Annotated in this window: 21 protein-coding genes and 1 riboswitch; of the genes, 19 read left to right on the plus strand and 2 right to left on the minus strand. The window is 46.6% G+C overall.

The genetic code is table 11. The features are described from left to right. The first annotated feature begins 3 nt into the window (after positions 1 to 3). A complete protein-coding gene (locus tag ACUUJN_RS00115) occupies positions 4 to 759 on the plus strand; it encodes a tRNA1(Val) (adenine(37)-N6)-methyltransferase (protein WP_254349261.1) in 756 nt (251 codons plus the stop codon). Then, positions 756 to 1,637 carry a 16S rRNA (cytidine(1402)-2'-O)-methyltransferase gene (gene rsmI / locus ACUUJN_RS00120; RefSeq protein ID WP_023986427.1) on the plus strand — a complete coding sequence of 294 codons (882 nt, stop codon included), beginning with the start codon at positions 756 to 758 and terminating at the stop codon, positions 1,635 to 1,637. Before ACUUJN_RS00115 ends, rsmI begins: the two co-directional genes overlap by 4 nt. 124 nt (positions 1,638 to 1,761) lie before the next feature. On the opposite strand, the gene ACUUJN_RS00125 is transcribed toward rsmI, so the two are convergent. Continuing rightward, entirely contained in the window at positions 1,762 to 2,016 is a 255-nt protein-coding gene (locus ACUUJN_RS00125) for an AbrB/MazE/SpoVT family DNA-binding domain-containing protein (protein WP_007428005.1), read from the minus strand. A 331-nt stretch (positions 2,017 to 2,347) separates the two neighbouring features. Here ACUUJN_RS00125 and ACUUJN_RS00130 point away from each other — a divergent pair, with 331 nt between their 5' ends. The 13 genes from ACUUJN_RS00130 to ACUUJN_RS00190 all read left to right on the plus strand — a co-directional run bounded on the left by ACUUJN_RS00130 (position 2,348) and on the right by ACUUJN_RS00190 (position 14,936). After that, positions 2,348 to 3,631 carry an HD domain-containing protein gene (locus tag ACUUJN_RS00130; protein WP_023986428.1) on the plus strand — a complete coding sequence of 428 codons (1,284 nt, stop codon included), beginning with the start codon at positions 2,348 to 2,350 and terminating at the stop codon, positions 3,629 to 3,631. Positions 3,632 to 3,673: 42 nt separating this feature from the next. Next, complete coding sequence (locus ACUUJN_RS00135) at positions 3,674 to 4,444, plus strand: TatD family hydrolase (protein WP_023986429.1); 771 nt, start codon at positions 3,674 to 3,676, stop codon at positions 4,442 to 4,444. A 201-nt stretch (positions 4,445 to 4,645) separates the two neighbouring features. After that, positions 4,646 to 4,928, plus strand: a riboswitch (cyclic di-AMP (ydaO/yuaA leader). A 271-nt stretch (positions 4,929 to 5,199) separates the two neighbouring features. Then, a complete protein-coding gene (locus ACUUJN_RS00140) occupies positions 5,200 to 6,348 on the plus strand; it encodes a resuscitation-promoting factor (RefSeq protein ID WP_071559543.1) in 1,149 nt (382 codons plus the stop codon). Positions 6,349 to 6,494: 146 nt separating this feature from the next. Beyond that, entirely contained in the window at positions 6,495 to 7,040 is a 546-nt protein-coding gene (rnmV, locus tag ACUUJN_RS00145; protein ID WP_013308117.1) for a ribonuclease M5, read from the plus strand. Between the two features lie 7 nt (positions 7,041 to 7,047). Further along, complete coding sequence (rsmA, locus tag ACUUJN_RS00150; RefSeq protein ID WP_023986431.1) at positions 7,048 to 7,932, plus strand: 16S rRNA (adenine(1518)-N(6)/adenine(1519)-N(6))-dimethyltransferase RsmA; 885 nt, start codon at positions 7,048 to 7,050, stop codon at positions 7,930 to 7,932. 55 nt (positions 7,933 to 7,987) lie between these two features. After that, positions 7,988 to 8,884: a sporulation peptidase YabG gene (gene yabG, locus ACUUJN_RS00155; protein ID WP_023986432.1), complete on the plus strand. Its 897-nt coding sequence runs from the start codon at positions 7,988 to 7,990 to the stop codon at positions 8,882 to 8,884. Between the two features lie 201 nt (positions 8,885 to 9,085). Then, entirely contained in the window at positions 9,086 to 9,367 is a 282-nt protein-coding gene (gene veg / locus ACUUJN_RS00160; protein ID WP_013308120.1) for a biofilm formation stimulator Veg, read from the plus strand. A gap of 162 nt (positions 9,368 to 9,529) precedes the next feature. Then, positions 9,530 to 9,709, plus strand: a complete 180-nt coding sequence (locus tag ACUUJN_RS00165) for a small, acid-soluble spore protein, alpha/beta type (protein ID WP_007428013.1) — start codon at positions 9,530 to 9,532, stop codon at positions 9,707 to 9,709. Between the two features lie 144 nt (positions 9,710 to 9,853). Beyond that, positions 9,854 to 10,708: a 4-(cytidine 5'-diphospho)-2-C-methyl-D-erythritol kinase gene (ispE, locus tag ACUUJN_RS00170; RefSeq protein WP_013308121.1), complete on the plus strand. Its 855-nt coding sequence runs from the start codon at positions 9,854 to 9,856 to the stop codon at positions 10,706 to 10,708. A 181-nt stretch (positions 10,709 to 10,889) separates the two neighbouring features. After that, entirely contained in the window at positions 10,890 to 11,717 is an 828-nt protein-coding gene (gene purR / locus ACUUJN_RS00175; protein ID WP_013308122.1) for a pur operon repressor, read from the plus strand. A 175-nt stretch (positions 11,718 to 11,892) separates the two neighbouring features. After that, positions 11,893 to 12,180 carry a septation regulator SpoVG gene (gene spoVG, locus ACUUJN_RS00180; RefSeq protein ID WP_007428016.1) on the plus strand — a complete coding sequence of 96 codons (288 nt, stop codon included), beginning with the start codon at positions 11,893 to 11,895 and terminating at the stop codon, positions 12,178 to 12,180. A gap of 345 nt (positions 12,181 to 12,525) precedes the next feature. After that, on the plus strand, positions 12,526 to 13,923 hold the full coding sequence (gene glmU / locus ACUUJN_RS00185) for a bifunctional UDP-N-acetylglucosamine diphosphorylase/glucosamine-1-phosphate N-acetyltransferase GlmU (RefSeq protein ID WP_080658680.1): 1,398 nt from the start codon (positions 12,526 to 12,528) through the stop codon (positions 13,921 to 13,923). 59 nt (positions 13,924 to 13,982) lie between these two features. Next, positions 13,983 to 14,936 (plus strand): ribose-phosphate diphosphokinase, encoded by a 954-nt coding sequence (locus tag ACUUJN_RS00190; RefSeq protein ID WP_013308125.1) that lies wholly within the window; start codon positions 13,983 to 13,985, stop codon positions 14,934 to 14,936. 67 nt (positions 14,937 to 15,003) lie between these two features. Here the strand turns inward: ACUUJN_RS00190 and ACUUJN_RS00195 are convergent, their stop codons facing one another. Continuing rightward, entirely contained in the window at positions 15,004 to 15,204 is a 201-nt protein-coding gene (locus ACUUJN_RS00195) for a hypothetical protein (protein WP_023986434.1), read from the minus strand. A 74-nt stretch (positions 15,205 to 15,278) separates the two neighbouring features. Here ACUUJN_RS00195 and pth point away from each other — a divergent pair, with 74 nt between their 5' ends. The 4 genes from pth to ACUUJN_RS00215 all read left to right on the plus strand — a co-directional run bounded on the left by pth (position 15,279) and on the right by ACUUJN_RS00215 (position 20,920). Next, complete coding sequence (gene pth, locus ACUUJN_RS00200) at positions 15,279 to 15,839, plus strand: aminoacyl-tRNA hydrolase (RefSeq protein ID WP_023986435.1); 561 nt, start codon at positions 15,279 to 15,281, stop codon at positions 15,837 to 15,839. A gap of 86 nt (positions 15,840 to 15,925) precedes the next feature. After that, the gene (fin, locus tag ACUUJN_RS00205) at positions 15,926 to 16,156 is read left to right on the plus strand and encodes an anti-sigma-F factor Fin (RefSeq protein WP_013308128.1); all 231 of its coding nucleotides are present in this window, start codon (positions 15,926 to 15,928) and stop codon (positions 16,154 to 16,156) included. A gap of 134 nt (positions 16,157 to 16,290) precedes the next feature. Then, a complete protein-coding gene (mfd, locus tag ACUUJN_RS00210; protein ID WP_023986436.1) occupies positions 16,291 to 19,818 on the plus strand; it encodes a transcription-repair coupling factor in 3,528 nt (1,175 codons plus the stop codon). Then, positions 19,802 to 20,920, plus strand: coding sequence for a peptidylprolyl isomerase (locus tag ACUUJN_RS00215; RefSeq protein ID WP_341056979.1), 1,119 nt, complete (start codon positions 19,802 to 19,804; stop codon positions 20,918 to 20,920). The genes mfd and ACUUJN_RS00215 overlap by 17 nt, the downstream gene beginning before the upstream one ends. Positions 20,921 to 20,970 lie beyond the last annotated feature (50 nt).

Below are 20,970 nucleotides of genomic sequence, written 5' to 3' on the forward strand. Positions count from 1 at the left end.
ATTATGGACGAAAATGAAAAGAAGTCTGAACGAATTGATGATTTACTTTCACATAATTTGCGCATTATCCAAAGTGATGAAGTATTCAGCTTCTCGATGGACGCGGTCTTGCTGGCACGTTTTGCTGGTATTCCACAGCGTGGAAAGATCCTGGATCTGTGTACTGGCAATGGGGTTGTCCCGCTGTTGCTAACGACACGAACAAAAGCGTCTATTGAAGGAATTGAGATTCAACCACGCTTGGCAGATATGGCTAGACGCAGTGTCAGCTTGAATGGATTAGAAGCAGCAATTGAGATTCGGGAAGGGGACCTGCGTGAGCTGGTTCAAATCACGGGACATGGTGTTTATGATGCGATTACCGTGAATCCCCCCTATATGCCGCTAAATGGTAGCGATATCAAGCTGAATCCTCACCAGGCAATTGCCCGTCATGAAGTGAACTGTACACTGGAAGAAGTCATTCAGGCATCCACCCGGCTCGTCCGTAATGGGGGCAAAGTATCCATGGTTCATCGCCCGCAGCGATTGGGTGAGATTATAACCTTGATGCGTAATCATAGTTTGGAACCCAAACGAATACGTTTTGTTCACCCACGAGTTCATATGGAAGCCAATATGGTACTGGTTGAAGCATTACGTGACGGCAAACCGGAGGTTCGTCTGTTGCCTCCGCTCATTGTATATCAGGAAAATGGGAATTATACTCAGGAAATAAGAGATATCTATGGAGAAGTAAGCAAGGGGGATTCTGTGTGAAAGCAGCTGTACAAAAAAGCTTTAGTACCAGCGAAGAAGAACGGGGAAAGTTGTATCTTGTTGCAACACCCATTGGGAATCTGGACGATATGACCTTTAGGGCGATTAACACCTTAAAATCATGTAGTATTATCGCTGCCGAAGATACGCGGCAGACACGCAAACTGCTCACCCATTTCGAAATTACACCGGATATGCTCTTCAGTTATCATGAACATAATAAGGCTGCCAGTGGGCCTGAACTGATACGTTATATAATAGAAGGAAAAAATTTGGCACTGGTTAGCGATGCAGGTCTACCGGCCATTTCTGACCCTGGTTCGGATCTGGTCAAGCTGGCACTGGAAGCGGAAATTAGCGTCATTCCTATCCCAGGAGCAAATGCGGCACTATCGGCTTTAATTGCCTCAGGACTGGATACAGAAAGGTTCACCTTCGCTGGCTTTCCACCACGGGAGAAAAAGGATCTAGAGAAGCTGTTGCTATCGTTTCAGGTATCTCACGGCACAATTATTTTTTATGAATCGCCTCATCGCATTGTGAAGACATTGATGGTGTTGAAGGAAACATTAGGTTCACGCAAAGTGGTGCTTGCGCGTGAGCTGACCAAGCTGCATGAGGAATGGGTTCGGGGAACCGTGGAGCAATGCCTTGCTAGACTAGAGGGAAATCCACCGATTGGTGAATATTGCCTGGTGGTTGAAGGAAAAGACGAAGAGGAAGAGGAACAGGAACGTCAGGCGTGGTGGCAGTCCTTATCTTTGGAGTCCCACGTCGCACATTACGAGGCAGAGGGACTTACACGCAAGGATGCAATGAAGCGTACAGCCACAGATCGTTCAATCTCCAAGAGAGATGTTTACAACGCACTCTTATGAATATCTGTCTGAACAAAAAAGGGCCTTCCAACGGTTGGGTTCAAACCGTGGAAGGCAACAAGGAGTATATATGAAAAAGGTTAGAATTAACAATATCTGATAAGTCTATTATATACTAAAATTCTCAGTTTGTCACAGGTGTTGGGATTTCAGAAATGCAATCTTGGCAAACAATTTTCCCTTTGAAGTAAATTACGTTCTCAGCATTGCCGCAGAAGATACAAGCAGGCTCGTATTTTTTAAGCATGATGCGTTCGCCATCAACATAAATTTCCAAAGCGTCTTTCTCTCCGATTCCCAGGGTACGACGCAATTCGATTGGAATAACAACACGTCCGAGCTCGTCAACTTTTCTTACAATACCAGTGGATTTCATCATAATAAATCAGGCTCCTCTCGCCGTTTAAAATAATATAAGTGTCATGATTCGACAAAATTTTCTCTTTTCTGATATTTACTATACCAACGATTCCCAAAACAGTCAACCTTAAAAATGTAGTAACAGTCTGATTATGCAAAAGTATTTAGATTAAAGACCTTTACTCATGTGTATTGCCTTATCTTATTGATGATTTATTCAGTTTGTCGATTTGGAAATGTCGAAAAACTATAATTCGACATATTACGACAAAGAATGTCGAATGAGGGAAATCATTTAGGATTTTATTGTATTTTAATCCATTATTCCGAATATTAAAGGAGCTGATATCTTGCACCAGCCACTCAGTGAAGAAAAAGTTTTTAAAGACCCGGTACATAATTACATCCATGTTCAGGATACTGTGATATGGCGGTTGATCAACACGCCAGAGTTCCAACGTTTACGGCGCATACGGCAGTTAGGCACATCGTATCTTACGTTTCATGGAGCGGAGCATAGCCGTTTTTCACATTCATTGGGCGTATATGAGATTACGAGACGTATTATTTCTCAATTTGAACGTGGAGATTTCCCAGATTGGCCGAAGGAGGAAAGGCTGGTTGCTCTGTGTGCAGCCCTATTGCATGATGTGGGGCATGGCCCATTTTCTCATTCAATTGAGGAAGCCTTTCATATGAACCATGAGGATTGGACATGCCGCATTGTACTGGGAGACACGAAGATCAACGCTGTGCTACGGCAAGTCGACGACAAGCTTCCACAAAAGGTGGCTGCGGTTATAGCCAAAACGTATGATAAGCCAATCGTTGTCAACTTGGTAACCAGTCCGCTAGATGCTGACCGTATGGATTATTTGTTGCGGGATGCTCATTCGACAGGTGTCAACTACGGCACAATTGATTTGGATCGTATTTTACGACTGCTACGTCCTCATAATGGGAGAATTGTTGTGAAGGAATCAGGCATGCATGCAGTAGAAGATTATTTAATGTCACGCTACCAGATGTATTGGCAAATTTATTTTCATCCTGTAACACGCAGCTCGGAAATCCTTTTACGTAAAATTTTCAAGCGAGCAAAGGAATTGTTTAAAAACGGATATGAGTTTGGTTTTCTGCTGGACCCGCTGCCGGATCTGTTGAAAGGAGAGCTTACAGTAGAGCAATATCTGATGCTCGACGAGTCATTAATCCAGACCGTATTTAGCCAGTGGAAACGAGAAAAGGACGAGATTTTAAGTGATTTGAGCAGCCGTTTTATGGACCGTAGATTGTATAAATATGTAGAGATTGAAAATATGGATACAGATACCATTGACAGTATTAGAGAAGCTTTGAAAGAGGCTGGTTTGCACCCTGAATATGATTTTGAAATTGATTTTCCGACAGATCTTCCTTATGATGTGTTTCGGCAGGGTGGCTCGACGGACAACCAGATTTTACTGCTTGGACGTCAGGGCGAGGTGAGTGAAATATCCGAAGTTTCGGAAATTGTGCGCTCAATAAGTGGTATTCACCGAGGAAAATATCATATGTATTTTCCCCAGAATAAATTGAACGCGGTAAAAGACAGGCTTCCTGCCGAAATAAGGAATTATTTTGTCAAAGAATAGACAACTATATAGAAATGTAAGTAAAAAAAGGAGATGTAAACCTTGGATTTATTCGACACTCATACTCACTTGGATGCGCCACAATTTGACGAAGATCGTGAAGAAGTTATAGCACGTGCTGTCGAATCAGGAGTAACACGGATGATCAATATCGGATTTAATCGTGAGACCATTCCATCCACTATGAAATTGGCCGAGACGTATGATTTTATTTATGCGGCAGTTGGATGGCATCCGCAGGATGCTATTACAATGCAGGAGGGCGATCTAGAATGGATTGCATCGTTATGCAGTCATAAAAAGGTTGTAGCCATCGGAGAGATCGGTCTGGATTATTATTGGGATACATCACCGAAGGATGTGCAGCATCGGGTGTTTCGAAATCAAATTGGTCTGGCTCGTGAGCTCAAAATGCCCATTGTTATCCATAACCGGGATGCACATGAAGATATTGTTAAGATTTTGCGCGAGGAAAAAGCGAGTGAGATTGGCGGAGTCATGCACTCCTTTTCGGGTAGCTGGGAAACTGCCAAAATGGTGCTGGATATGGGATTTCACCTTTCCTTCGGTGGTCCAATAACGTTCAAAAATGCCAAGCAGCCAAAAGAGGTGCTCGCACAGGTGCCGCTGGACCGTCTGCTCATTGAAACTGATGCTCCCTATCTGACGCCTCATCCGTTTCGTGGGAAGCGAAATGAGTCTGCACATGTGAGACTGGTAGCAGAGGCTGCAGCCCAAATCAAAGGGATTACAGTGGAGGAATTAGTGTCAATAACGACCCAAAATGCCCTGGAACGATTTGACATTCAATGAAAAAGTGAAGAAATCGATCAAAATAAAGAGATAGACGAAGCTAATCATGAATTTGTTGCAGGAAACTCGAGAATATTACAATATTTTAACCGAATATTTTAAAAAATGTACTTGAAACCTGCTTTACAACATGCATAGAAACAGGATATCATCTTTTCAGTGAATTGTTGTTTGAATGTAAACATCAACAAGTCATTTCATGAACCAGTCTCGCTGAGTCCCTTTTACAGGGAACGGGGGAACCGATATGGCTTACAGTACGTCCGGCGTATGTGCAAGAAGGGAACGTCTCTTCCGCCAGCCGGCTCGACCTAAATTCTTTTCCCGGATGGGATTGAACAGGTGGAGGAGCCGTATTTCGATTTCTTTCTGGGTCTTCGGGGTGAATGTGAAGGCGACCGCCATGAGCGGTTGACCCAAGCTAGGGCGACTCTCTACGTCCGAACCCGACAGCTAACCCCGTAAGCGTAACAAGAGAGAAGCCATCTCGTGCATGAGTTTTCCCGCATATTCACACATGCCGGAAGCCACGAAAGAGCTCTCTAGTCTCTTTCTCTGGCTTTTTTTGTTGTGAATAAAAGAAAATCTGTCATCATACTGTGGTTAAACAGGGGAGGACAGCATGCCGCGAAGACGGGTACATGGTGCAGGACAGTCGCAGTTTGGGCTTGTCTTGTAGAAAATCTGTTATAGTCACGTCAAATCTCAACTATGTCTTACTCCAGACGGCGGGCTATGTAAGGAGGACGGAGGAAATGGGCATTTTCCAAAAAAAGGATACCCATGAGTCACGCTCATCCAGCATGTCTTACGTATTGCGTTGGAAGCAAGAGAATGTGCGCCAGGCTGCTTTGGTTGCTATTTTTCTAATCGCGCTAACGATTATGATTTCAATTCTGATGTACACGCAATCTAAAAAACAAGTCTTTTTTGTCATCGATGGCAAGGCGTCTGCGGTAGAAACCCGGGAATCCAAGCTTCAAGATTTGCTGAGCGAGCATTCCATTTCACTTCAGCCGCATGATACAGTTTCCATGCCGCTAAATGGAGCAATACAGGATGGCGATCGCGTAGTCATTAAACGTGCCAATCAAGTCAAAGTATCTTCAGGCAATGAGACGAAAAAGCTGTACACAACAGAAAATACAGTAGAAGGTGCCATTCGTACCTCGGGCTATAAATTATCATCAACGGATAAAGTTTATCCTGCGTTGGATGCCTCTGTTTCGTCTAACATGGACATAAAAATCGTCCGTGTGAAGAAACAGCAGGTCGAACAGAAAAAACAGGTGCCTTATCAGGTCATCAAAACGGCCGATCCGAGTCTTTATAAAGGCGATAATCGGGTCATTCAAAGCGGCAAATCGGGTGTGGTCGTCCAGCACGTTCAAAAGGTATATCATGATGGAAAGTTGGTATCCAAACAGCTGGTTAACAAGGAAGTTGCACAGAACCGTGTGGATAAAGTCATTGCAGTAGGAACGAAGAAAAAACCGGTCGTTCTGGCTGCTTCCGTCGGTCCCAATGATGCGGTTAAGGCAACAACGGTTAGTTCGGGCAGTGCTGTCCGTAAAGCAGGCGTCAATTTTAAATATAGCAAAGTTTTACAAAATGTCTCCATGACGGCGTATTCCTCACAGGAGCCAGGTATCGGTACACGTACTGCATCCGGCGCACGTGTCACGGAAGGACGCACCATCGCGGTCGATCCGAGTGTAATTCCAATCGGCTGGTGGGTGTATATCGAAGGGGTGGGCTTCCGCCGTGCGGAGGATACCGGTGGCGCGATTAAAGGCCACAAAATCGATGTGTATTATGAGAGTTTGAGCCGAGCCAACCAATTTGGTCGTAAGCACGGTAAAACCGTTTATGTTATCGGACCGATAAAGCCTGAAATCAACTAAAACAGGTTGTGTATGTTGAGGGCAATGCGATAGTATTAATAACATAGTTATGCCATGCTAAGAAGAGGATATCCTCTTCTTATTTTGTTTTCAAAAGCAGGGAAAGATAAATATAGCTTGCTGTGTAGCAGTGGAGGGAAACGCAAATGATCAAGGAAGTGATCGTGGTAGAGGGCCGGGATGATACGGTGGCCATTCGCCGCGCTGTTGAAGCGGATACGATAGAAACTGGCGGCTCAGCCATTAATAAAATGACGCTGCGTAAAATTGCATTGGCGCAGGAGCGGCGGGGGGTCATCATTTTAACCGATCCCGATCATGCAGGGGAGCGCATCCGTAAGATTATCGCTTCCAAGGTACCCGGCTGCAAGCAGGCCTTTATACCCGAGGCAGAAGCGACGCGTAAAGGAGATATTGGCGTGGAGAATGCCTCACCAGAAGCGATCAGACACGCTCTTGCACGGGTCCATACGACAGTGGAAGGCGCCGACCCGCTGATTGAGTGGGCGGACCTGATTGATGCTGGACTCATCACCCATCCCAATGCTGCTGCACGCCGTATGGCCTTAGGGAATGTGCTGGGTATTGGTTATTGTAACGGAAAGCAGCTACATAAACGGCTCTCTGTATTTCAGATCAGCCGCGAGGAATTTGCCGGGGCGCTGGCACAAATTGAAAGTGAAGGATTGTGATATCCGTATGACAGGGATTCAAGATATAGCAACACCGCGGCGTACGAAGGACATTATTCAACGGCACGGTTTTTCGTTCAAAAAGAGTTTGGGACAAAATTTCCTGATTGATCAGAATATTCTCAATAAGATTGTAAATGCTGCCGGATTGGATGAGACGAAGGGCGCACTTGAGATCGGTCCTGGGATTGGTGCTTTGACCGAGAAGCTAGCCCAATCGGCCAAGGCAGTTACCGCTGTCGAGATTGACCAGCGGCTACTGCCAATTCTCGAAGAAGTGTTGGCCCCTTACGAGCATGTGAAGGTACGTCATGGAGATGTGTTGAAGCTGGATTTGCGCGAGGTGTTCGCAACCGATTTTGCAGACGTGAGCAAAGTAAGTGTCGTGGCTAATCTGCCGTACTACGTTACTACACCGATTCTGATGAGGCTGCTGGAGGACAAGCTCCCTTTGGAGAATATCGTCGTTATGATCCAAAAAGAAGTGGCTGAGCGTATGGCTGCGTCTCCTGGAACGAAGGATTACGGCAGCCTGAGCATTGCGGTGCAATATTACAGCGAACCTGAATTAGTCTGTATTGTGCCGAATACAGTATTTATTCCCCAGCCGAATGTGGAGTCTGCAGTCATCCGGTTGCGTGTACGGGAAGCCCCTCCAGTGGAAGTGGTGGATGAGAAGCATTTTTTTGAAGTGGTTCATGCTGCTTTTGCCCAGCGTCGTAAAACCATTTCCAATAACTTAAAAAGCCGTTTCTTCACCAAAGAGAACAGGGACACGCTGGAGCCGTTGTTGCAACAAGCCGGTATTGAACCCTCCCGTCGAGGAGAAACGCTAAGTATTGAGGAATTTGCGCGTCTCAGCGCTGTGCTGTTGGAGGCAGGTATATCCTAAGCTGGAACCAAACTGTGCATTCACCCATACGATATAGGAGGGGTGATACAGTGTGATGAGTTTAGGAGACTTGGTCGTTCGGAAATCGTACGGCGGAGATGTCACGTTTCGTGTTGAGGACATCCAGCGGGATAAAGCGATCATTAAGGGAATAGAATTTCGGCTGCTGGCCGATTCCCCAGTGAACGATCTGGTCAGAGTGCCTGCAGACCAGATTAGCGGTAAGACTCAGCAGGCCCATATTAAGGCTGGTGAGTCTCTTAATCTGTTGCAACGGGCACGCCAGCAGCAAGCTGCTCGTAGTCAGGCAGCTCTGGTTGGGGACTGGAGTGATCCGGTCGAGTCAACGTATTTTGAAATGCCGGGAAAGGTTCTTCATCTGGATGGAGATCCCGGCTATTTGAAAAAATGTCTCAGTTTATATGAACAGCTCCGTGTTCCTGCAGAGGGACATCACGTTCACGAATCGGCAATGGCGGACACGTTGTACCGACTGCTTCCCCGTATCCGTCCGGATATCGTAGTCATTACCGGACATGACGGTGTGCTGAAGCAGCCACAGCCTTACGATTTGTACAGCTTGAAAAGTTATAAAAATTCGCAAAATTTTGTGGCGGCGATTCAGGTAGCAAGACAATATGAACGTCATCTGGATTCGCTGACGATTGTAGCGGGGGCGTGCCAGTCCCATTTTGAGGCGCTGCTACGTGCGGGAGCGAACTTCGCCAGCTCACCAGGGCGTATCCTGATTCACGCGCTGGACCCCGTTTACGTGGCTGCCAAGGCGGCCTTTACTTCGATCCGTGATACGGTCAACATGGGGGACCTGTTTCACCAGACAATCAGTGGCAGCCGCGGAGTGGGTGGAATTGAAACTAGGGGAAGCTATCGCATCGGCCTGCCGAAGCTTGAAAATTTGTCTACGCTTAAAGTAACGCCTTCCGCAATCTAGGATTCAAATGTGCCAATAGGATTAATCTGAACAAAAAGCCTCTGCTTTCAGAGGCTTTTTGTCATTTTTTATATAAATTATTCCTGTTCGCAAAAAATTAAATTGACAACTTATTTTTCGTGTTGTTATAATATTTAGCTTGATTTGACAATCCCTCTAAAATTCGTTATAATGGACAAGGAAAGAGGTGGTCGTTAGGCAATGGCTAAAAATACGCTGTTGGAAATCAAACGCAGTCTCGACGCACATGTAGGGCAAAAAATTTTGCTGCGGGCTAACGGCGGACGCCGTAAGACCGTCGAACGAACTGGTGTCTTGGAAGAAACGTACCCTTCTGTTTTTATCGTCAAGCTGGATCAGGAGCAACAGACGTTTAAACGTGTCTCCTACAGCTATGCTGACATTCTTACCGAGTCGGTGGAAGTCAGCGTATATGATCCCGACTCCCATACAAGTGTAGTCGAATATTTTGAAACACCTTAATTAATTTCGTGATTTATACCAGCTTCGCAGGTTTAACGACGGCTTCGTCATTTCAAATGACGGGGCCGTTTTGTATATACAGAGCAGGATGAAGCATGACATCTCTGCACATACTAAGCCGGGAATGATCTTCCTTATTCCATTGCCGAAGGAGGCGTATGTATGAGCCGAAGAAGACGGAGTGTCATGTCGGAGGAGCTAAAGTACGAGCTGGCCAAAGATCTTGGGTTTTACGACACGGTCAAGGAAGAAGGTTGGGGAGGCATTAAAGCCAAGGATGCGGGCAATATGGTCAAGCGGGCTATCCAACTTGCCGAGCAGGCAGCTTCCCGCAAATCGTAGCTATCGGTGGTGCTGATGAAAAGCGGGGATATCCGGGATTAGACCGGGTCATCTCCGCTTTTTTGAACCTCATGACTTGACACGCTGAGTCTGATATAATATGTTAAGCTGTCTTGAGGGAAAAGTTGAAGGTGGGTGAACGCCTTGAAAATATATGAAAAAGCACCGGCGAAAATCAATTTAATGCTTGATGTTCTACGTAAGCGGGACGATGGTTATCACGAGGTCGAAATGATTATGACCATGGTCGATCTATCTGACCGATTGACGATGTCCGAGTTACCGCGTGATACCATTATTATTTCAAGTCAAGCCGGGTACATACCATTGGATGAAAAGAACTTGGCTTTTCAGGCTGCGCGTCTGATCAAAGAACGTTATAACGTGTCTACGGGCGTCCACATCCATCTGGATAAGCATATCCCAGTGGCGGCAGGGTTGGCGGGTGGAAGTAGTGATGCTGCCGCAGCGCTGCGTGGACTGAACAAGCTATGGAAGCTTGGCATCTCGGATGCAGAATTAAGGGTGCTGGGTGCTGAGCTGGGCTCAGATGTACCTTTCTGTATTACAGGGGGTACAGCTTTAGCGAGCGGACGCGGAGAACTGCTCAAGCCACTTCCGAATCCGCCACAATGCTGGGTGATCCTTGCGAAGCCGCCGATTAATGTGTCGACGGCTGAAGTGTATGGTCGTGTCAAAGCAGACCAGATTACGCACCACCCGTCTGCCCGCCAGATGGAGCATGCGATCCGTAACGCCTCTTTTACCGATGTATGCAACGCGCTGGGGAATGTACTGGAGGATGTAACACTAAAGCTGTATCCAGAGGTAGAGCATCTTAAAAGCTCCATGATCCGCTTAGGAGCAGATGGTGTGCTGATGTCAGGTAGTGGACCTACAGTGTTCGGACTGGTATCGAAGGAAGCCAAAGTGCCACGGATTTACAACGGACTAAGAGGGTTTTGTAAAGATGTGTATGCAGTACGACTTTTGACCTGATTTTAGATATTTTTTTCTTATTATAGTGGTAATTGTTGTACAAATACGTACGAAGATGATATATTTACTATTAAATATTCGGATTTTACTATACCACTTACATTCCGCCAGCAACCGGCCAGTCCGCCGGTGCTTTACTGTACAAAGCGGGCGGCAGGAGAATAGATCGCGAGGAATTGTTGTGAAAAAACTTAAAAGAAGCTCACGATTGGTGGAAATGACGCAATTTTTGTTGTCACGGCCGCATACGCTGGTGCCTCTTACTCATTTTGCGGATCGCTACGGGGCAGCTAAGTCGTCCATAAGCGAGGATCTGGCCATCATCAAGGAAGTATTTGAGGATGAGGGCACTGGCGAGCTTCTGACGCTGGCGGGAGCGGCAGGGGGCGTCAAACTGATCCCAAGGCTTTCCAAGCAGCATGCGCTTGCGTTTGCGAACGACCTGTGTGCGCAACTGGAGCAGCCTGACCGCATATTACCAGGAGGATACCTGTATTTGTCCGATTTGCTGGGCCAACCTGCGATGATGAACGAAGCTGGTAAAATATTCGCGACCGCTTTTGCCAATCGTCAGATTGATGTGGTTATGACGGTGGAGACCAAGGGTATTCCACTTGCCTATGCAACCGGAGCACAGCTGAATTTGCCAGTCGTTCTCGTACGGCGTGATCATCAGGTGACAGAAGGCTCGGCTGTAAGTATTAATTATGTTTCAGGATCACAAAAGAGCCTGCATACGATGTCTTTATCCAGACGTGCAATGCGTGAGAAATCGCGTGTGCTCATTGTAGATGATTTTATGAAGGCCGGTGGCACGATTCAGGGGATGGTCGACTTGTTGGCTGAGTTCGATGCTGAGGTGGCCGGTGTAGGTGTGCTGGTAGAATCAGGCGAGGTGGAGAACGAAGAGCGCCTGCTGCACGATTATATTTCACTGGCGAATCTGACCGCAGTCGATTCTCGAAGCAAGCAAATTACAGTCAAGCTGGGCAATTATTTTGATGAGTGAACAGGGCAGTAAATTGTCACAATCCATCATAAAATACCTAAATATGTCGAAAAGAAATCTTTTCAAAAAAATTACCTGAATTTAGGATACGAATTGCCGAAAAAAAGAAGGATTTCGAACTGCTGTGTGGAATGTATACACCAAGTCCTATTTGGAAAAAGGTGGTGAAACACACATGCAGATTACGGATGTTAGACTCCGCCGAGTGAACTCAGAAGGAAGAATGAAGGCGATTGCATCCATTACGATTGATAACGAGTTTGTTGTTCATGACATCCGAGTTATCGACGGTAATAACGGGATGTTCGTAGCTATGCCAAGCAAACGAACTCCAGACGGAGAGTTTCGCGATATCGCTCACCCGATATCTTCAGGAACCCGTGAGAAGATCCAAGCTGCTGTATTGACTGAGTACGAACGTGCAGCTGTGGATGAAGAAGTTGCTATTGAAGAAGGCGCTTAATTCGCCTAAAGCAGGATTGGGGTACAAAAGAAAAAGAGAGCCACTAACTGTGGCTCTCTTTTCTTTTTGTCTGGAATGAGATATATTCTTTAGTGAGTTAACAGTCAGTTTTAAGGCAACTTGGAGCCATCCGGGCTGCCGAAGCGGCTTTTTCATAAGACAGGGACTAGGCAGCGATGCGTCCCGGGGATGAATGTCCAGCACAAGCTGGCCTGAAAAAATAGCCATTAACCAAAGGTTCGCCGTTATTTTTCAGGAGGATTGTGAAAAGTTAAGCAAAATCTGATCTGGGAATTAACGTTTTAGCCAAGGGGTAACTGTTATTTTCAGGATAGGAGGTTGGACTTGTTGGAAAGGTTGGCAGTCATTCTTGCCGCAGGGCAGGGAAAACGTATGAAATCCAAATTATATAAAGTTCTGCATCCGGTGTGCGGAAAACCGATGGTCGGGCATGTGCTCGACACGGTTCGTGAAATCGGTGTGTCCCGAAGTGTAGTCGTCGTGGGTCATGGAGCAGAGGCGGTACAGTCTTATTTGGGACCGTCGGCAGAATATGCGCTTCAGGCAGAGCAGTTGGGAACGGGCCATGCTGTCAAGCAAGCCAAGGACTTGCTCGGTCAGGAAAAAGGTACAACCATTGTCATTTGTGGGGATACTCCTTTGATCACAGCGGAAACGCTAGAGGGCTTGGTGCAACTGCACGAGAGCCGTGGGGCGGCTGCGACGATTCTGACCGCTGAGTTGGACGACCCGAAAGGATATGGACGAGTTATCCGTGATGCTTCCGGGGCCGTGCTCAAGATCGTGGAACAGAAAGATTGTTCACCTGAGGAAGATGCTGTCCGGGAGATCAATACGGGAACGTACTGCTTTGACAATGCCAAGCTGTTTGCAGCGCTGGACAAGGTAACGAACACCAATGCACAGCAGGAATATTATCTGACAGATGTCATTGGTATTTTGCATGGTGAAGGTGAGCAGGTTGAAGCGTATTTGACAGATGATGTGTCTGAATCCATCGGTGTTAACGACAGAGTCGCTTTGTCGGTAGCTGAGGGCTATATGCGTGAGCGCATCGTCCGCAAGCATATGCTGAATGGTGTCACTGTCATTGATCCGTCTTCTACCTATATCGGGAGCGAGGTTGTTATTGGTTCCGATACGGTACTGTACCCGAACACATGGCTGCATGGTCAAACACAAATCGGAGAAGATTGTGTGATTGGTCCACAGGCTGAGATTCAGAATACGATTATCCATTCAGGCGCAACGGTAAAACATTCGGTGTTGAACGAAGCGGAAGTGGGAAGCAGTACATCTGTGGGGCCGTTTGCTTATCTGCGTCCAGGCGCGAAGCTTGGCGAACATGTGAAAATTGGTGATTTTGTTGAGGTGAAAAATGCGACCATTGGAGATCATTCCAAGGTGTCTCATTTGAGCTATGTCGGTGATGCCAAGGTGGGTACAAACGTAAATATTGGCTGCGGGGCAATAACGGTCAATTATGATGGATATAATAAATCTATTACAGAAATTGAAGACGATGCCTTTATTGGCAGCAACGTGAATCTGATCGCCCCGATTAAGATTGGAAAAGGTGCTTATGTTGTAGCAGGCTCCACTGTAACACATGCTGTCCCTGATAACGATCTGGCCATTGCCAGACCACGTCAAGAGAACAAAGCCGGATATGCGGACAAAATCCGCGCACGTGCCAAAGCGAAGAAGAAAAGATCGGAATGATCTTAATCAGCAAGCTGTTGAATCTGTAATGAATGAACCAGCACGGAGGGTTTCTATTAATGACTTATTGCGATTCCAAACTCAAAATATTTACTTGTAACTCCAATCCGAAGTTAGCCCACCAGATTGCGGACTACATCGGCATCCCAATGGGGGAATCCCATACCACATCGTTTAGTGACGGTGAAATCCAGGTTAAGCTGTCGGAAAGCGTACGCGGCTGCCATGTGTATATTGTGCAGTCAACTTGTCTGCCGGTTAACGACAACTTGATGGAGTTATTGGTTATGATTGATGCACTTAAACGCGCTTCTGCCAAAAGTATCAATGTCGTTATGCCATATTACGGTTACGCTCGTCAGGATCGTAAAGCTCGTTCACGCGATCCGATTACAGCGAAACTTGTCGCTAACTTGATTGAAAAGGCGGGGGCTCACCGCGTAATCAGTATGGATTTGCATGCGATGCAGATTCAGGGATTCTTTGATATTCCAGTGGATCATATGCTGGGAGCGCCAATTCTGGCCCAATATTTCCGTTCCAAGCAAATTGAGAACCCGATTGTCGTCTCACCCGATCATGGCGGGGTTGTTCGTGCGCGTAAGCTGGCGGACTTCCTGAGTGCGCCGCTCGCTATTATTGATAAGCGTCGTCCAGAGCCAAATGTCAGTGAAGTGATGAATATCATCGGGAACATTGAGGGTAAAACGGCTATTTTAATTGATGATATCATTGATACAGCCGGAACGATTGTATTAGGTGCAAATGCGCTTAAAGAAGGCGGCGTAAAAGATGTGTATGCATGTTGTACACATGCTGTGCTTTCTGGTCCTGCTATGGAAAGACTGGAGAATTCGCCATTAAAAGAGGTGGTTGTGACGGATACGATCCCGATCGTTCACCCGAATCCGACAAGCAAGCTGAAGGTATTGTCTGTGGCTCCATTAATGGGAGAAGCTATCATCCGTGTGCATGAAGAATTGTCGATCAGCAAACTGTTTGAAATCGAATAAGCGCTGGCTCATTAAAAAGGGGTTGCCTTTTCCATATGGAAAAGGTAACCCCTATCAGCATGTCAGGCTAAAAGCCTGGGCGAGATATGAATGTGAAGCGTTGACGATTGTATAGTGTGTCCTCTATTTCGACGAAATGCTCATTAAAACGCGCAACGATGCCAATCTGAATATGTACATTCCCGTCATATATCTGGACAGGAACGGAATGTTTTAAATGATATAGAAAATGGCTGTCATATAAGAGGATATCACCTTGATTGAGCATACCGGCACGCACCTTCCTATTCAATACAACTATTTTACCAAAAAATACAGACTGCGAAAGAGGGTGTCAAGGTTATGAAGTGGATTGTAGGATTGGGCAACCCCGGTCCCCAATACGAGAAAACGAGACATAATGTCGGATTTATGGCATTGGATGCTCTTGCCTCACGTCATAACATCCAGATTAACCAAAGCAAATGCAAGGCGTTGATTGGAGAGGGCCACATTGGTGGCGTGAAAACCGTACTGATTAAGCCAATGACCTATATGAATCTATCAGGCGAGTCTCTACGTGCTTATATGGACTACTATAAGGCCGATATGGAAGATCTGGTTGTCGTGTACGATGATCTGGATACTGAAGTCGGTAAAATAAGATTGCGTTATCAAGGTAGCGCAGGCGGTCATAACGGCATTAAATCGATCATTCAGCATACCGGCACGCAGTCCTTCAATCGGATACGTATGGGCATTTCCCGCCCGGAACCTGGACATGCTATTGTCGATTATGTTCTGGGTACCTTTCCCAAGAAGGAAAAAGAATTACTGGCCGGAATGATCGAGGACACGTGCAACGCCTTAGAGCATAGCTTGAGTCATCCGTTTGAACGGACGATGGCTGAATTCAACAAGTAAGTTCAGACGCAGGCAGACGGGCTTAAATGGAAGATTGTTGGACATACTGAAAGGTATAGAAAACTTTCAGGAGGCATATACATTACATGATTGTTAATTATGTATGCAGACATTGTCGAACTTTCTTGGGACGAATTGATTCCGCGGCAATAACCGAAGAAAGGTTGGGCTTCCATTCCTTGACCCCTGCCGAACGTAGAGATATAATAGCGTATAATTCGGGTGGTGAAGTGACCGTCAAAGTCATTTGCGAGCATTGCAGTCAGGCATTGGAGAATAATCCTGAGCTGAGTCTGCTCGTTAATCCGCTCCAATAACAGGTATTCAACTGGTAGGATGTACCAGCTTGAGAGGTGAAGCGGCAATTCCGCTTATGGAGCCTTGGCAGCATTGCTGAGGCTTCTTTTTCGGTTTACATGTAACTATTTATAAGCATAAAGGGGTGCCTTTTTTGTTACAAGCACTTATTCAGGCTTTTACGAAGGATGCTGATTATGCATCCATTGCAGCAGGCATATCATCAGGGATGAAGGAACAACTGATATCAGGTTTATCAGGCTCTTCCCGACAGGTACTGATGGCCGCGCTTGCCGAAGATACCGGACGACCGTTAATGGTCATGACGCACAATATGTTTGCCGCTCAAAAAATAGCAGATGACTTACAGGAAGCGCTTTCTCCTGATCAGGTTTTATTGTATCCTGCTAATGAGCTGGTGGCTGCTGAAGCAGCAATATCCAGTCCAGAGACATTGTCCCAACGAATTGATGTATTGATACGCTGCGCCCAGGGTTTTCGTGGGATTGTTGTCGTGCCGTTTTCTGGTGTCCGACGTTTACTGCCAATCCCGGAAACATGGCGTGAGGCTCGTATTGAGCTGAAAGAAGGCGAAACGATTCAGCTGGAAGCGTTTTTGCTACATATGGTCGAGATGGGATACCAGCGTGTAGAGCGTGTGGAATCACGTGGAGAGATGAGCGTACGCGGAGGAATTATTGATTTTTATCCCATGACAACCCGTTGGGGCTATCGTGTGGAGCTGTTTGACGATGAAATTGATTCGATCCGTAAGTTTGATCCGCAAGATCAGCGTTCGGTGGAAAAGGTTCAGGACGTTACCGTAACACCGTGTAAGGAAGTTATTGCGAATAACCAGCGTATGGACCAGGCGGCGGATGCCGCTGCTATTTTGTTGGAGGAGCAGCTGGGCAAAATGACGGATCGTCAAGCTAAGCAGCATCTGAAAGAAGAGATCCATCGTGAAATTGAATTGCTGCGAGAGCATGTGTATTTTGACGAAATCTATAAATATATCTCCCTGCTGTATCCTGAACGTAAAACCCTAGCAGACTATATGCCGGAAGATACGATTCTGATTATTGATGAACCGGCACGTATGCTGGAAACAGCCAAGCAACTGGAACGAGATGAGTCAGAATGGAATCTGCATTTGCTTCAAAACGGTAAAACGTTACCGCAGCTAGAACTGTCAGATGACGCGGACAATCTGCTGTACAACCGGAGATTTCAGACGTTGTTTCTGTCGATTTTCCTCCGTCAGGTTCCTCATACCCAGCCACAAAATATTTTGAACTTCATCTGCCGAGGCATGCAGGATTTCCATGGCCAAATGAATGTGCTCAAGGCGGAGATGGATCGTTGGCGCAAAGCAGGCACACAGGTTATGATGCTGGCGAGTGGAGATGAACGTCTGGACCGGATGCGCAGAGTGCTTGAAGATTACGGTATTGATGAGCCGACGATGGCTATAGGCAATCTGCAAAGCGGTTTTGAAATGCCGTCTATTCATCTGGCAGTCATTACCGAGGGTGAAATGTTTTCCCAGAAGCAGCGGAAAGCTCGTAAGCAGGGTCGGCATGTGGACAATGCAGAACGGATTAAGAGCTATAGCGAGCTGAAGGTGGGCGACTACGTCGTACACCAAAATCACGGGATCGGGAAGTACATGGGAATCGGCACGCTGGAGGTTGGCGGTATCCATAAGGATTACATGCATGTCCTCTATGCGGGTGGAGATAAGCTGTCTGTGCCGATTGAACAAATTGATCTGATTCAGAAATATGTCGGCTCAGAGGACAAGGAACCCAAGATTTATAAACTGGGTGGCAATGAGTGGACACGGGTTAAAAGTAAGGTGCGCAGCTCGGTTCAGGATATTGCGGATGACTTGATCAAGCTATATGCAGAACGACAGTCGGCACCAGGGTTTGCTTTTGAAAAGGATTCACCTGAGCAACAAGAGTTTGAAGATATGTTCCCGTATGATGAGACACGTGACCAGATTCGGGCCATTGAAGAGATTAAGAAGGACATGGAGCAGAGTCGCCCGATGGATCGTTTGCTATGCGGTGATGTAGGTTACGGCAAAACTGAAGTTGCTATTCGTGCTGCTTTTAAGTCTGCTATTGAAGGTAAACAAGTAGCGGTGCTGGTACCGACGACAATTTTGGCACAACAACACTATGAGACGTTCCGTGAACGTTTTTCAGGGTATCCGTTCAATATTCAGGTATTGAGCCGTTTCCGCTCGCGCAAAGAGCAGAATGAGACGATTAAAGGGGTCCGGCAAGGCACGGTCGATATTGTCATTGGTACCCATCGTCTGTTGTCGCAGGATCTGGTGTTTAAGGACTTGGGAATGCTGATTGTCGATGAAGAACAGCGATTTGGCGTAACCCATAAGGAAAAGCTGAAGAAGCTGAAAACGAACGTAGATGTGCTGACGTTAACGGCAACACCTATTCCGCGTACGTTGCATATGTCCATGCTGGGTGTGCGTGACTTGTCAGTCATTGAGACGCCACCGGAAAACCGTTTTCCAGTGCAAACCTATGTGGTTGAGCACAGCCAGACTCTAGTTCGTGAGGCCATTGAACGCGAGATGGCACGCGGAGGGCAGGTGTACTATCTGTATAATCGCGTGCAGGGCATTCAGGAGATGGCTGCAGAGATCAATGCGCTCGTACCGGAGGCCAAGGTGGGCGTGGGTCACGGACAGATGTCCGAAACCGAACTGGAGAAAACTATTTTGGATTTCCTGGATGGCGAATATGATGTACTGGTCAGCACCAGCATAATCGAAACCGGTGTGGATATTCCAAATGTGAATACACTCATTGTGCATGATGCCGATAAAATGGGGCTATCCCAGCTTTATCAGCTACGTGGGCGTGTAGGTCGTTCCAATCGGATTGCCTATGCTTACTTCACGTACCAGCGGGATAAGGTGCTCACGGAAGTGGCAGAGAAGCGCCTTCAGTCGATTAAAGAATTTACGGAGCTGGGCTCCGGGTTCAAGATTGCAATGCGCGATTTGTCCATCCGTGGAGCGGGTAACTTGCTTGGCGCTGAGCAGCATGGATTCATCGCATCCGTCGGTTTTGATCTTTACTCGCAGATGCTGGCTGAGGAAATTAATAAACGTAAAGTCAGCGTACTTGGAGAAGAGGATCAGTCCAATCGGAATTGGAGTACGTCGATTGATTTAGGCGTCGATGCTTACTTGCCGGGAGACTATATTTATGACAGCATCCAGAAGATTGAGATTTATAAAAAGGTTGCAGCGGTCAGCACCTTTGACGAGGCTTCCGAACTGGAGGATGAACTGGTCGACCGATTTGGCGATCTGCCAGAGGCTGTGCGTCATTTGCTAGCCGTGGCTCGCCTCAAGGTATATGGACGCATGTATGGCATCGAGTCCATGGTGCAACGGGATGACAATATAGTGCTGAAATTCCATGAAGGGCGCCAGCAGGCGGTACAGACCGCCAAACTTGCCGAGATTGGCAATCGCTTTGAAAGACGTGTACAATTTGAACAGGGCACTTCTATGAGCGCACGCATAAAGGGCAAAGGTCTAAATGATCCACAGTTGCTAGAACTGCTGGAACAATTTTTGAGTGCATTGAAAGAAGCATTCACATTGAAGGAGGAACTGCAAAATGCCACAACTAAATAAAAGAAAACCTTGGAGAATGCTCTCCTTGGGAATGGCAGCGCTGCTAGCTATATCCGTGCTGGCAGCATGTACGAAGCAAGCGGATGAGAACAAGGTCAAGGATGAACCGAAGGACAACAGCAAGGTTGTCGTGACCTATAAGGGTGGAACCATTACCGAAAATGAGTTCAACCAAGAAATCAGCATGATGAAATTCCTTTACCCGGAATATGAGGCTGCGTTAGCTTCGGATCAGGTACGGGAGCAAATTGTAAAGCAGGAAGTGGTGTACAAGCTTCTGGCGGCCAAAGCGGACGACAAAGCCAAGGAGCAGGGTGCCAAAGAAGGGAACGAACAGCTGGAGCAGTATAAAAAGTCAGTCGGAGAAGATAAGTTCAAGACATTTCTGAGTGATAAAAAACTGACCGAACAAGGTGTGAAAGATTACTTCACGCGTGTAATGACGGTAATCAACAGCGAAACCAACAAAGTAACAGATGATCAGCTAAAACAGGAATTTGAGAAAAATAAAGATCAATTCACAACAGCAACCGTGCGTCATGTATTGATTAACTTCGAAGATCCTAAAACGAAGAAACAGCGCAAAAAAGAGGATACCCTCAAGCTGGCTAAAGAAGTGAAGGCGAAGCTGGACGGAGGAGCGGATTTTGCGACGATTGCCAAGAAGTATTCAGAAGACCCAGGTTCTGCGTCTAACGGAGGTCTGTATGAGAATGCATCCGTAGCGCAATGGGTACCTGCATTTAAAGAGGCCGCTGAGACTCAGCCGATTAACAAAATCGGTGAGCCAGTGGAAACGGAATACGGATATCACGTGATCAAAGTGGAGTCCCGCAATGAGCCAACGTTTGATAAATTGAAAGACAACGAAAAGGCTGCCCTGAAAAATAAATTGGCCGGGGAAAGTATCCAAAACTTTACCGAAAATGATTTGACGAAGCTTGATTTGAAAATCAATCTGCCGAAGGTACCAGCTACGCAAGAGAAAAGCGGTGCAACTTCCGGTGCCGGTAGCACAACTACACCGGGCGCAGCAACAAACGGTACGAGCGATACCAATGCAGGAACAGCCAAAGATGGAGCTACAAACGAAGGTAAATAACTGAACATGCATAAGGAATTGGGAACAGATGAATACTATGGTCAGATATC

This window comes from Paenibacillus sp. LRG-1 (assembly GCF_057220305.1).